This window comes from Ruegeria sp. AH3 (genome assembly GCF_056536265.1).
This window is the reverse complement of sequence record NZ_JBQFJL010000001.1, coordinates 1,628,678-1,640,618: the sequence shown is the minus strand read 5'-3', so window position 1 is coordinate 1,640,618 and position 11,941 is coordinate 1,628,678. Positions and strand designations below refer to the sequence as shown.

Genomic DNA, 11,941 nt, shown 5'->3' with positions numbered 1-11,941 from the left:
CCAATGAGCACCATTATCGACATCCACGCCCGCGAAATTCTCGACAGCCGCGGCAACCCGACCGTCGAAGTCGACGTGATCCTTGAAGACGGCACCATGGGCCGCGCTGCCGTACCTTCGGGCGCGTCGACCGGTGCCCACGAGGCGGTGGAAAAGCGCGACGGTGACAAGGACCGTTACCTGGGCAAAGGCGTTCTGGAAGCCTGTGCCGCCGTCAACGGCGAGATTGCCGAAGCGCTGGTCGGCATGGACGTGACCGAGCAGGTAGCGATTGACGCTGCTATGATCGAACTTGACGGCACCCCGAACAAAGGCCGCCTCGGCGCCAACGCCATCCTTGGCGTGTCGCTCGCCGTTGCCAAGGCTGCAGCCGACTTCACCGCTCAGCCCCTGTTTCGCTACGTGGGCGGCACCTCGGCCCGCGTGTTGCCGGTGCCGATGATGAACATCATCAACGGCGGTGAACACTCAGACAACCCGATCGACATCCAGGAATTCATGATCATGCCGGTGTCAGCCGCGAACATCCGCGAAGCCGTGCGCATGGGCGCCGAAGTCTTCCACACCCTGAAAAAGGAGCTTTCCGCAGCGGGCCTCTCGACCGGCATCGGTGACGAAGGCGGCTTTGCCCCCAACATCGGCTCGACCCGCGACGCACTGGACTTCATCAAGAACGCCGTCGAGAAAGCCGGCTACAAGCTGGGTGACGATATCTACCTCGCCCTCGATTGCGCCTCGTCGGAATACTACAAGGACGGCAAATACGAGCTGAAAGGCGAAGGCAAATCGCTGACCTCGGAAGAGAATGCTCAGTATCTGGCCGACCTTTGCGCCGACTATCCGATCATCTCGATCGAAGACGGCATGGACGAAGACGACTGGGAAGGCTGGAAGCTCCTGACCGACAAGATCGGCGACAAGGTTCAGCTGGTCGGTGACGACCTCTTCGTGACCAACCCCGCCCGTCTGGCCGATGGCATCGCCCAGGGCGTTGCCAACTCGATGCTGGTCAAAGTGAACCAGATCGGCTCGCTCACCGAGACCCTGAAAGCCGTCGATATGGCCCACCGCGCGCGCTACACGAACGTGATGTCGCACCGCTCGGGCGAGACCGAAGACGCCACCATCGCCGACCTGGCTGTGGCCACCAACTGCGGCCAGATCAAAACCGGATCGCTGGCACGCTCGGACCGGCTAGCAAAATACAACCAGCTGATCCGCATCGAGGAAATGCTGGGCGCATCGGCTGAGTTCGCCGGTCGCTCTGTCCTGCGCGGCTGATCAGCCCACGGTTTGAAAACGCGCAGGGCGGAAGGGGTCCAGCAACTCTGCCGCCTTGCCCTCCAGTATCTCGGCGGCCAGCGCCTCTGCAATGCCTGCGGCAAGCGTTACACCGGAATGCATGACCGCCAGGTAGAGCCCTTCGGGCCCGGCAGCCCAACGCATGGCAGACCGTCGGCCGACACGGGGCGCGATGCAAGGGCGACCATGCTCCAGCGCAATTCCGGGCGCCCCACGAGCCTGCCAAGGCAGCTCGCCGTCTCGCGTCGAGGTCTTCGCCGGACTGGTCGACCTGCTCGGATCGGTATAACCTGCTACGCCAGCGAAAGTTCCACACCACATGAGCAAATGCGTTCTGCGGGAGCATCAGTTACGTAAGAAACGGTCCTGCAAGTCCGCTTCTTGCCAGTGCAATCTCGGCGCAACGAATAACGGTAAAGGATTCGGCAGGTCGGTGGTGCCGGCCAATGACCGGTCTGGGGAAGTTCGCCATGCCGGCGAACTCGCATTGCTGCAATCGCGAAGGTCGGTGGCAAGTTTCTCGCGGTCGCACTGGCCGCACTTGCAAGCGTCCAGAAAGTCCGCGATCTGTGAATTGATCCCCCTCGGCTTGCTGCAACTTGCATGAACGACGCCTTTTCACATCGCGGCGCAGCACGGTTAATCACGCAGTTGCAGCAAAAATCGTGCCGCGTGCGCTCGCAGCGAGAATTTCAAATTCACAAGATGGGCTCCAAGCGGACATGCGGCAGCGCAACGAAATATTCGATTTCGAAGAAGTTTCAATGTCGGCTTCAGGTGGTTCAGCATGAAAGGCTCCCACCTGCCGAGTTTCATTCTTTCCGACGGTCTGAAAAAATCATCTACCCGAGTTTGGAAACGAGCCTGCGCTTTGGTGCGCGGGCGAAATAATCCCATAGACTAGATTGCGGCTCAACGGGCTAGGGCCCGCTCACCCCAATCCAGGCATCTTTCTATTTGTTTGGTCCGCCCAACATCCCTGACCGTGGCGGTCAACCTTAGTCCATCCCCAAAATCAGCCACCAATTTCCCCTGTCTCGCGGGCGAGCCATTCCTCGCGCGGCAAATTGGTGTCTGATTTTGGCGCAGACATTTTCTTCGCAAATGTGGCCGATTGACAGCCCCGCTCAGGGCCGTGGGTCGGGCTTTGCCCTCTCCCACTCTGTTCCGCCGAATACATGCGTATTCGGTCAGATCAGGTGGCCGAGGCGCAGCCCATCGGCGGAAGGGGGCACGAGGCCTCACCCGCGTCACTTTGATCGAGGAGGCCACAAATGGCACCGAAGTTTGATGTTTATGCCCATGTCACCGACACCATTATTGCCGAGATCGAGGCAGGCACGCCGCCATGGCGCAAGCCATGGACCGGGAGTGCGTCCGGCATTGCCCTGCCGAACCGACACAGCGGCGAGGAGTATCGCGGGATTAATGTCCTGATGCTCTGGGTCATGGCGGCCAAGCATGGCTATGTTTCGAGCCGCTGGATGACCTACAAGCAGGCGCAGGAACTGGGCGGCCAAGTCCGCAAAGGCGAAACGTCGTCGACCGTGGTCAAATACGGGACGTTCACCCGAGAGAACGAATTGGGCGTTGAGGAAGAGCTGCCCTATGCGCGCGCATACCGCGTCTTCAACGCGGATCAGATCGAAGGTTTGCCGGAGGAGTACTACATCCGTCCCGAGGCCCCGCGCGATCTTGGCACTGAAGCTGATCCCGAGCTTGAGGCGTTTTTTGCTCGCACGGGTGCGGAGATCGTGACCACCGATGAGCCGCGAGCCTACTACAGCCCGTCCAAGGATCACATCCATATGCCGCCCGTGGCGACCTTCCTTAGTGCGAAAGGGTATTTTGCGACCCTTGCTCATGAATCAATTCACTGGACCGGTAGCGAAAAGCGGCTTGAGCGGATCAAGAAATTTGCGAACCGTGAAGCCTATGCCTTTGAAGAGTTGGTGGCGGAAATCGGTGCTTGTTTCCTCGGTGCTCAGATTGGGGTCACGCCGGAATTCGACCAAAGCGCCGCCTATGTTGAAGAGTGGTTAAAAGCGCTCAAGGAGGACAAACGTGCGATTTTCCGCGCGGCGTCCGAGGCGCAGAAGGCAGCCGATTTTGTCCTTGCAGCGGCAGGTCAGAGCAAGGAGGTGGCAGCATGATCCCCGACTATCACAGCGATGATTTTTCGACGGCACGTCTGGAAGATACCGTCAGTTTGCGAAGCGCCGCCCGTGAGGCGCGCGCCACGCTTTACGCGGTGTTGAACCGGCTGGAGCTGAACGATCTGGAAGGCGAAGAACAGCCCTACATCGACGATTGTCTTGGGGCTCTCGCAATCCTTGAGGAGGCGTTGCGATGACCGTGGAAGACATCAAAGCAGCAGTGGCCGCGGGTAACCGCGTTCATTGGGTCAACAGGGGGTATGTCGTTACGCGTGATGACCTCGGGCAATACCTCATCACATTCACGCGGAACGGTTCGGCTATCGGTTTGACCAGTTGGGATGGCACCCGTCTGAACGGCGAGCCTGACGAATTTTTCATCGAGGAAAGTGCAGAGGTTCGCCATGAAGTATTCTGACATCAGGCAGGCGGCCCGAGAGGGCCGCGCCAGCGTGCATCTGCATGGGTTCTGCAATCTGCCCGATGGCGGGCAGGAGTATTGTGATGATCCAGCACTGATCGATGGCTGGGCGATCTATGTCCGAGTTGAGACCCCGGACGACCCGCAACAGCCCTTTGATTTGCACGAGCTGCCCGATCATCAAACCTATACCAGCGCCCAAGGCGCGGCCCGCGCAATAGCGCTGCAATTGCTTGGCGATGCTGAGGCATGGAACCACGATTAGTGGTGCCATGCCTTGCGCATGTGGCCGGGGCTTTGCCCGGCGGTCGCAGCCTATGGCTGCTCCAAACGGAATACAGGCAGTTGATGCAATATTATAATATTGCATCAATTATGGCGAAGTACCATAACAGGGCTGCCTGTATGATGCTGGCAAGAAATAGGGGTGATTACTTCACATGGGCCGACCGCGCGCACCACGGCACAAGCGACTGACGCAGAACCAGCGTTTTGCCATCGTGCGCAAGCGTGCCGAAGGTGTGCCAATCGAGGATCTGGCCCATGAATTCGGCGTCACGACCCGCAGCATCTTCTACACGTTGAAGGCCGATCAAAGCCGCAAGTTGGATGCACGCGTGCGTTCAGAACTGGTGAATGTCCGTCTCACGCCAAGAGAGCTTGCGAGCTTTGATGCGGTGCTGACGCGGCATGATATCAACAGCCGCGCCGACGGGTTGCGGCGGCTGATCTATGCGTCGAACGATCTCTTCGTTCCTGAAGATGAGCTGGCCAACCAGATGCAGGGGTTATCGGCTTCGCTCAATCGCACCGGCAACAATATCAACCAGATCGCGCAGCGCCTGAACGAGGCAAAGCGCCAGGGAAAAATGCCGCCCTATGGCAACTCTGCCCATGGCCAGGTTCGTGCTTTGGCAGGGCTGATTTTCGACATCGCGGACCAGGTTCAGGACATGGCGCAGCGCCGCCGAAGCGCGCTGTCCGGCGAGGTTGCTCGCGTACTGGGAGGCTTTGCCGATGGCCCGGAATAGTGCCGTTGCCGCCGCGCAAGAGGCCTTCTTCGATCGCGACTGGAGCCGCATTCGCGGAAGCGTGCCGCGTACCCGTGCCAAGCAAATGGCCCGCGCCGCCATGGGGCATTCCCCAGCGATCTTCAAAGCCATTCGCGACGGCGGCACTCACAACAAAGCGCAGCTGCGCAACCAGTTGGAATACCTGACCACCAAGTCGAGCTTCATTATCGACAGCCGTGGCACCTATGACGGCCAAAGCGTTCTGTCAGCTAAAGAGATCGAGCAGGTCGCACGCCGGTTTTCAGCGCAGTGGAATGAAGGGTTCCATCCCAAGCTGGGGCATACTTCGCACCTCTTGATGGCCTTCCCAATTGGCACGCGCGGCGAGGATGTTGCCGAGATCACGCGCGAGATTTGCGAGAGGTTCTTTCAGGGCGAAGGCAGCCATTTTGATTACATCGCAGCCGTGCATGAGGACCGGGATCACCCGCACGCGCATATCGTTTTGAACCGACGCAGCAAGGATGGTGAGTTCTTCTTTCTGAAAGAAGGGCACCACTTTAACTACGACAGTTTTCGCGAGGCGATGGTGGAGGTGTCGGACCACTATGGGCTGCGGCTTGAGGCGACGCGAAAGCTCGAACGTGGTGTGACGACAAAGACGCCAAACGATGTAGATGAGCGCCGCGCGGAAGCCACGGGCCAGAAGCTGACCGAGCGTGAGCGCGCAGGGCCAGAGCTCGAACGCGCATTGGCTGAAGTCGCCCTGAACGCGCGGCTCTATCGCGGCCTTGCGGCCGAAGCCTCGCGCGAGAACCAGCATGACATCGCGGCGGCCTTGGACAAGGCGGCGACGCTTTTGCGGCAGGGCAAACCAATTGAAGCAGATGGAAAGGTATATGGTGTGGCCGAAGAACAGCATTCGTTTGATGAGGTCGTGGATGCCTTTCACGACAAGATCAACCAAGCCGAACGCATTGTGGCAGGCGCTCCGGTTGAACGGCGGGCGGCGCTCGAGCATGAGCTGAACGACATCTATCGCTCTCTGTCGCATCTCAGCCCAATGGGAACGCAGTCCCACACATTGCTCGAGGATGCGTCCAAGAGTGGGATTTATTCTGCCGCAAATATCCAGGCCGAAGCTCAAGAAGCGTTACAGGATCCAGCTCTGGCAGAACGTCTTCAGCATGCTTTGAAAGGTACAGGAATTGACGCGCAAGAGGTGACGCGCCGCGTTGAAATCGGTGCGGGCAATGCCGCGCTCGAGCGGCAGTGGCTTGGACAGGATTTGAAGGCGATTGCCGAGAAGGACGGTTTTGACCTGTCACGCGCCGATGAGCTTGAGAAAGCGATTGACCGCCTTGACCAGGTGCATGGTGATCTGGGCCGTGTGTTGGCAGATGCTGAGGTGCTCAAAGACAGTGGGGCGGTGGAAACCGACCGGCAGGAAGCCTTGGTCGACAGGCTGCCGCCGACCACTTCTGATATCCTGAGCCGTATGCGGGACGACCCAACCGCAGATCCTTTCCGCAGCGATCTGGAACGCGAGACCTTGCGTGCCGAGCTGGAGGAACTGGTCGGTGAGGAGCAGGCCCCCGACTTGGCAATCGGCGATGAAACCGCGCTCGAGGAACACGTGAGCGATCGGCTGGACCGGCTCCATGCGGCCAAGGCCTATCTGCAGAGCGATGCCGCTCAGGCGAACAGCGTGGCGATGGAGCATGTCCTCGACGAGATCGCCAATGAGGAAATAGACCTCCAACGCGAGCGGCATGTCGATGCCGACGGCGAAAAGGGCGTGACGCATGGGTAAGGCGCGGATCGCACTTGGCGTCATGAGTTTTGCTCTTCTCGGCGCGGTGCTGGGGTATGTTCTGGTGTCGGCCTTTCTGACGTTCCGCTGGTTCGGGGTCGGGGCGGATATCGATTTCTTGATGCTGGCACGTAGCTATGGGGGGCTCCGCACGACCCATCCGGCCGATGTGCAGATTGTTCACTTGATCGTGGGGATCAGCACTGGTGCCGGTGTTTTGCTCAGTGCGGTCTTGATGAACGATGCGCTGACCAAATTTGGGGAAACCCATTGGCAGCAAATGTCCGAGATGAAGCGCAACGGTTTCTTCGGCAAGCCTGGCCACGGCTTTGTCCTCGGCAAAATGGGTAAGCCCAGGAGCCGCAAACCATTCGTGATGTCTAAGGTATTCCCCCATGCCCTGATCGTCGCCCCGACTGGACGTGGCAAGACCACGGGCTTCGTCATCCCGAACCTTCTGACCTATCAGGGCAGTGCGGTGGTGCTTGACGTGAAGGGCGAGAATTTTGAGGCGACGGCGCGCCACCGGGCGGCGCAGGGCGACAAGGTGTTCCGGTTCGCGCCCACCGATTGGAAGGACGGCCGATCGCACCGATACAATCCATTGCTGCGCATCTCGGCGCTGGAAAACGTCGACCGCCAGCAGATGGAGCTGCAACTCCTGGCTTCGCTGTTCCTGCAAGCTGATAATGATCGGGTTCAGGGGCTTCTTGATGGCGGCATTGACTTATTCGTGGCGGCAGGACTTTTGGCGTTCGAGCGCAAGCGGCCGACCCTGGGCGAGATCTACCGCATCACTGCGTCTGGCGGGGACAAGCAGAAGGAATATCGCCGCCGCGCCGATGAAGTGTTCAATCCAGCCGCCAAGCTGATTTTCATGCGCATGGCCTCGACCAACAACGACACGCTGACCTCCTACCTGTCACTGTTGATGACATCTGGCCTCAAACAATGGTCGAACCCTGCCATCGATCGCGCAACCGCGACCTCAGACTTCGATTTCCGCGATATCCGCAAGACTCCGTTTTCGGTCTATCTTGTGGTTGAACCGCTCATGGTGAAACCTCTCGCGCCCTTGATCCGTCTGTTCTTCTCGGATTTGCTGGCATCTCTGCAAGACCATGAACCCGGCAAGGACGAGCCTTGGCCGGTGATGATTATGCTCGATGAGTTTAACCGCTTGGGCAAAATGCCCATCGTTCTGGACAGCATTGAAACACTGCGATCTTACCGGGCGAACCTCGCGATCGTCACACAGACGATCCCGGCGCTGGACGAAATCTACGGTGAAAACGCCCGCCGCGCCTTGCAGGGCAACGCGGGTATCAAGCTCTATCTGACGCCCTCGGATGAGAAGACCATCGAAGAGCTTAGCAAAGCCGTCGGCAAAACAACCAAGCGCGTCGTGACCCGTTCGCGGCCGATCGGCCGCAACCCATTTGCCGGGCGCAGCATGTCTGAACGAACCGAAGAAACCGCGTTGTTACCTGAGGACGAGGCGCGGCGCATGGATCTTGATGACATCGTACTGGTGGTCGACGCGCAAATGCCTGTGCGAGCCAAGCGGATCAAATACTATGAGGATCGGTTTTTTAAACAGATCTTCGACAAGCAGACCGGCAATCTGCCATATCCCTCAGCCGGTGACCAGATGCGTGGCCTGCAAGGGCAAATCAAGGCGTTGGAGGCGAAGATCGGGGCGCTTGAGATGCCGAAGGTGGTGCCCTTTGAGGGATCTGAAAGTAGCGGGAAGCGACGTGAAGAGATTGATGACTTGGCCAGCGAAGAGCGAGAATTGACGTCAGAAAACAAGCCTAGTTGGGGCGAATATCAGGCCGGAACAGATCGGGTGGAGAGATTTTTGGAGGAGGCAGCTCGGGGATGAGATGGGGCGAGCAAACACTCTCCCGCGGCCGCACGAAAAAAGAAGGGCGTGAGAAAGGAAACCGGGAATAACGGCTTCAATTCGATAGGCCGCCCTTCAATTTTCAGCCACTTCCGGCTCCAGCGCTTCCGCGTGCTCTTCTGCGACTCCAACAAGATGCTTCTCGTAAGTCTTCTTGAGGTATTTTAAGGCACTGTCCGTATCGACGTTGGCGTTCAGTTTATCCTGCACAAACTTCATTCGCGATTTGCATGCATCCAGAACCTCCGCCCAGCTTTTCACCCACACTTCCACCATGCCATCATCCGATGCATAGATGCGACCGGGTGGACAGTTTAGCTGACGGGTCTTCCTCTTGGCGCTGGCGTCCAGTTCATTGGAAACTACCCAGAAGCTCCATCGCGTATTCAAATGCCGAAAACGCTCATCCTCGATCACAGCGAACGCATAGTCTTCGATCTGGTTGATCTCTGCTGAACCAATTTTGCAACTAGGTCTTTTTAGTTCCACAATGAGATGCTCACATTCGCCTTCCCGACGCTGTGGAAGCGCTCTGGATAACATCAAGTCGACGATGCCCACCTTTCCATCCACCCGAGTAACGGGGCGATCGATGACGGTATCCTTTCCGATTATCTTTTGGTGCTTCCGTAGCACCTCAGTCAGCGACTGGTCATCGACAGTCAGGTTGAACTCTTCTCCGAATATCCATGTGTTGTTTTCGGCGATTAAGCGGTGCAGTTGGCTGCGCTCTTTAAGGTGTTTTTTCGTATCAGGGTGAAATATCAGTGCTTCCAACCCAGTAGCGAACCTGAGCCGATCAGATACCAACCTCGCGGCGCTGATAACGTTGGCTAGATCAGCTTCTTCAAGCAGCTTGGACATTTCCTTCTGGGTTTTTGGCGGAAGCTCCAGGACTTCAGTCAAAATATGCTGTAGCTCGTCGGGGCCTTTCTCGATGGCCTGTCTGAGCATACGCATCTGGAACGCCCTACTCTTGGAACTTTGAACCTTGAAATCCGGAAGGTGTTTGTTGACGTTCAGCGCCACAATATCGAAGACCTTGCGCTCAGCCACTTCGACGGGGGATTGCGGCTCGAGCCTATAGGGGTAGACCTCTTCTTCTTTCCACTGCTGAATCTCTGTTTGCGCCGCCTCCGCGTCCTTGTTTTCAAAGTGCCTTTTAATAACTTCGGCGGCGGCATCCTGCGCTTCTGATAGTGCCGGTGCGATCATCTCGGCTAGTTCCAGTTCACCGCGTTCCTGAAGCTCATCGATAAAGCTGGATTTTAAGTAAGCTGAAAACTGGTGTCCTGGCGCGTGGAAGCGTGGCTTGACACGTTGAAACGGAAAACCGTGCTGCCCACAAAGGAAGAACCAGCGTTCGGTCGCTGCCTTCCACTCAATAAGATCAAGGGAAACTGGGTAGGCCTTGGCGTTGTCGCCTTCACCGTCGATGATAGGATCTAGGTCGATGTTGACCTTCTCTTTGATGGCCTTGTTCGGGTCCAGCTTGTCTGTCTCGACATAGATCGACACATCCTTATAGTCCGTCAAATAAAGTGCAAAGACCTCGGACAGCGACTGTACCGATCTTTCCGGTTCGAGGGACCGATAGTTCTTATCGAGCTCTGCCACTTTGACTTCCACACCGGTGCCAAGGGCAGGATCGGCTTCCTCCGGTTCAGTCACACGAACATCGACAAGATCATCCCTTAGAAGGGAAACCTTGTATCCGAGCAGTTTGCCTTTGCCGCCTTCGTCCCTGTAGCGCACAATCCACTCAGCCGATCGCCCGAGCGCCAAAGCCTTCAAGCGACCTTTACCTTCCTTGCCATGCAGGATTCGCTTCTTACCCCTAGAGCGGCTTCCGTGGCGCTTCCAAGACCCGCCGATGCTACCGAAGAGTTGTTTGATTTCCTCGTGTGGAATGCCGTGGCCGTTGTCCCGGACAGTGATTGAGCGCATGCTGATATCATCATTCTCAATTTCAATGTCCACGCGAGAGGCGTCAGCATCGACTGAGTTCCATATCAATTCCGACAAAGCCTTGACGGCGTCTGCGCTTGCCAGCTTTTTAAGGTGGTCCTTTTCGACCTGCACTCTGAAATGGGCGTCCGCCATGAAATTATCTGGCCTCATAGTTCTTTCTTAAATCTCGATTATCCTAACCTGTCCTTTGCGGATAGCACAACTTTTCAAGCAACCCCGAGTTGAAGCTAAGACCAGATATCACCTCCACGGATTTCGAGGCTGCTTTCATGGGCTGCAGTTGCAAAGGTTGTCTGCTTCGAAAGGCCGTGTTGAGGTCTCCGACCTTCTCGACGCAAAGTGGTTTTGGGCCAATTTTTTACTCCAACCGCTTCGCTCGTTCTGCCACCCGCTGAACCATAGAAACAGTCGCACCGCCTGCCTGCCGTATTCCAGCACCTGCGATCTCAGCATTTGACCTGGTCCCAAACCGCGCCCGCGCTCGTGACCCCTTGGTGCCGATTAAGCCTTTGGCGAAACCGCCGGGACCCGGAATGCTTGGCGGTCCGGCCATCATGAAATTGCCCGAGATGGAGCGCACGATCAGCGGGGTGGCGATGATCATGCCGCCTGCGAGGAACATCATCATAAAGAAGGGCACAAGTGCACCGATGTTGCTTGCTCCGGACGGATCTCCGAGTTCGGTCATCAGCGAGCGCGACATCCCGACGACGGTGGAAAACACCCCGGCGATCACGAGGGGATAGAGCGCATAGGATACCGTGCTGGACAGCCAGCGGTGGAAATAGTCCTTGCTGACATCAAACAGGGAAAGCGCGATCATGATTGGGGCGATGCCAATCATGAAGGCCAGCATGATCTTCGCGAAGATCAAGACAAGGCCGCAGAGCGCGCCGATGACACCCAGAAGGAATGCACCAATCGCGCCGATCAGGGCTCCGGCCATCCAATGCATGTTGTCACCGGCCGCGTTCAGGTAGTCGCCAAATTCCTCGATGAGATCGTCGAAGGCCTCAGCAAAGTAAGATGCGCCTGCACCGCCACCGCCAAGCCCCGCCACCATGCCGCCCGCGAGTTGGTCGAGCCCGTCTATGAGAGCGCTGGCTACTGCGTTGAATTGGACCCAATTCATTGCAAAGAGGGAGATCAGCATGAGCTTGAGGGCGAACCAGAAGGCGGTCCGCCCATCCATGGATTTGTACTGAAACACTATGTTGAGGAAGATGCCGATCACCGCGAGCGTCGAGGCCACAGCGATGACACCCCCGAGCTGCCCGGCGACGTTGCCAAAAGTGGTTTGGGCCGCGTCGTCCAAAAAGTTGTCGGTTGTCTCAACCATCCAGGTGACAACGCCCATCA

The 11,941-nt window shown here is 57.7% G+C and carries 12 protein-coding genes; 9 read left to right on the top strand and 3 right to left on the bottom strand.

Going from position 1 to position 11,941, the window contains the following annotated elements; translation table 11 throughout:
• The first annotated feature begins 3 nt into the window (after positions 1-3).
• On the top strand, positions 4-1,281 hold the full coding sequence (eno, locus tag ACR3EM_RS08220) for a phosphopyruvate hydratase (RefSeq protein ID WP_170449470.1): 1,278 nt from the start codon (positions 4-6) through the stop codon (positions 1,279-1,281).
• Here the strand turns inward: eno and ACR3EM_RS08215 are convergent, their stop codons facing one another.
• Positions 1,282-1,446 carry a hypothetical protein gene (locus ACR3EM_RS08215; RefSeq protein WP_170449472.1) on the bottom strand — a complete coding sequence of 55 codons (165 nt, stop codon included), beginning with the start codon at positions 1,444-1,446 and terminating at the stop codon, positions 1,282-1,284.
• 459 nt (positions 1,447-1,905) lie between these two features.
• On the opposite strand from ACR3EM_RS08215, the gene ACR3EM_RS08210 reads away from it, so the two are divergent.
• The 8 genes from ACR3EM_RS08210 to ACR3EM_RS08175 all read left to right on the top strand — a co-directional run bounded on the left by ACR3EM_RS08210 (position 1,906) and on the right by ACR3EM_RS08175 (position 8,590).
• Entirely contained in the window at positions 1,906-2,193 is a 288-nt protein-coding gene (locus ACR3EM_RS08210; RefSeq protein ID WP_170449474.1) for a hypothetical protein, read from the top strand.
• A 383-nt stretch (positions 2,194-2,576) separates the two neighbouring features.
• Complete coding sequence (locus tag ACR3EM_RS08205; RefSeq protein ID WP_170449475.1) at positions 2,577-3,455, top strand: zincin-like metallopeptidase domain-containing protein; 879 nt, start codon at positions 2,577-2,579, stop codon at positions 3,453-3,455.
• Positions 3,452-3,655 carry a hypothetical protein gene (locus ACR3EM_RS08200; RefSeq protein ID WP_050673793.1) on the top strand — a complete coding sequence of 68 codons (204 nt, stop codon included), beginning with the start codon at positions 3,452-3,454 and terminating at the stop codon, positions 3,653-3,655. Before ACR3EM_RS08205 ends, ACR3EM_RS08200 begins: the two co-directional genes overlap by 4 nt.
• Positions 3,652-3,876 (top strand): hypothetical protein, encoded by a 225-nt coding sequence (locus ACR3EM_RS08195; RefSeq protein WP_170449477.1) that lies wholly within the window; start codon positions 3,652-3,654, stop codon positions 3,874-3,876. The genes ACR3EM_RS08200 and ACR3EM_RS08195 overlap by 4 nt, the downstream gene beginning before the upstream one ends.
• Complete coding sequence (locus tag ACR3EM_RS08190; protein WP_170449479.1) at positions 3,863-4,144, top strand: hypothetical protein; 282 nt, start codon at positions 3,863-3,865, stop codon at positions 4,142-4,144. The genes ACR3EM_RS08195 and ACR3EM_RS08190 overlap by 14 nt, the downstream gene beginning before the upstream one ends.
• Positions 4,145-4,319: 175 nt before the next feature.
• On the top strand, positions 4,320-4,910 hold the full coding sequence (locus ACR3EM_RS08185; RefSeq protein ID WP_170449481.1) for a hypothetical protein: 591 nt from the start codon (positions 4,320-4,322) through the stop codon (positions 4,908-4,910).
• Complete coding sequence (locus ACR3EM_RS08180; RefSeq protein ID WP_170449483.1) at positions 4,897-6,705, top strand: relaxase/mobilization nuclease domain-containing protein; 1,809 nt, start codon at positions 4,897-4,899, stop codon at positions 6,703-6,705. Before ACR3EM_RS08185 ends, ACR3EM_RS08180 begins: the two co-directional genes overlap by 14 nt.
• Positions 6,698-8,590: a type IV secretory system conjugative DNA transfer family protein gene (locus ACR3EM_RS08175; RefSeq protein ID WP_170449484.1), complete on the top strand. Its 1,893-nt coding sequence runs from the start codon at positions 6,698-6,700 to the stop codon at positions 8,588-8,590. The genes ACR3EM_RS08180 and ACR3EM_RS08175 overlap by 8 nt, the downstream gene beginning before the upstream one ends.
• 96 nt (positions 8,591-8,686) lie before the next feature.
• Here the strand turns inward: ACR3EM_RS08175 and ACR3EM_RS08170 are convergent, their stop codons facing one another.
• Positions 8,687-10,714 (bottom strand): ATP-binding protein, encoded by a 2,028-nt coding sequence (locus ACR3EM_RS08170; RefSeq protein ID WP_170449486.1) that lies wholly within the window; start codon positions 10,712-10,714, stop codon positions 8,687-8,689.
• Between the two features lie 226 nt (positions 10,715-10,940).
• On the bottom strand, positions 10,941-11,939 hold the full coding sequence (locus ACR3EM_RS08165; protein ID WP_170449488.1) for a TrbL/VirB6 family protein: 999 nt from the start codon (positions 11,937-11,939) through the stop codon (positions 10,941-10,943).
• Positions 11,940-11,941: the final 2 nt, after the last annotated feature.

Bases quoted from the DNA above. Each gene is read 5' to 3' on its own strand.
- ACR3EM_RS08175 (WP_170449484.1), top strand. From the start codon at position 6,698: ATGGGTAAGGCGCGGATCGCACTTGGCGTCATGAGTTTTGCTCTTCTC.
- ACR3EM_RS08165 (WP_170449488.1), bottom strand. From the start codon at position 11,939: ATGGGCGTTGTCACCTGGATGGTTGAGACAACCGACAACTTTTTGGAC.
- ACR3EM_RS08195 (WP_170449477.1), top strand. From the start codon at position 3,652: ATGACCGTGGAAGACATCAAAGCAGCAGTGGCCGCGGGTAACCGCGTT.
- eno (WP_170449470.1), top strand. From the start codon at position 4: ATGAGCACCATTATCGACATCCACGCCCGCGAAATTCTCGACAGCCGC.
- ACR3EM_RS08215 (WP_170449472.1), bottom strand. From the start codon at position 1,446: ATGCGTTGGGCTGCCGGGCCCGAAGGGCTCTACCTGGCGGTCATGCAT.
- ACR3EM_RS08180 (WP_170449483.1), top strand. From the start codon at position 4,897: ATGGCCCGGAATAGTGCCGTTGCCGCCGCGCAAGAGGCCTTCTTCGAT.
- ACR3EM_RS08205 (WP_170449475.1), top strand. From the start codon at position 2,577: ATGGCACCGAAGTTTGATGTTTATGCCCATGTCACCGACACCATTATT.
- ACR3EM_RS08185 (WP_170449481.1), top strand. From the start codon at position 4,320: ATGGGCCGACCGCGCGCACCACGGCACAAGCGACTGACGCAGAACCAG.
- ACR3EM_RS08200 (WP_050673793.1), top strand. From the start codon at position 3,452: ATGATCCCCGACTATCACAGCGATGATTTTTCGACGGCACGTCTGGAA.
- ACR3EM_RS08210 (WP_170449474.1), top strand. From the start codon at position 1,906: ATGAACGACGCCTTTTCACATCGCGGCGCAGCACGGTTAATCACGCAG.
- ACR3EM_RS08170 (WP_170449486.1), bottom strand. From the start codon at position 10,714: ATGGCGGACGCCCATTTCAGAGTGCAGGTCGAAAAGGACCACCTTAAA.
- ACR3EM_RS08190 (WP_170449479.1), top strand. From the start codon at position 3,863: ATGAAGTATTCTGACATCAGGCAGGCGGCCCGAGAGGGCCGCGCCAGC.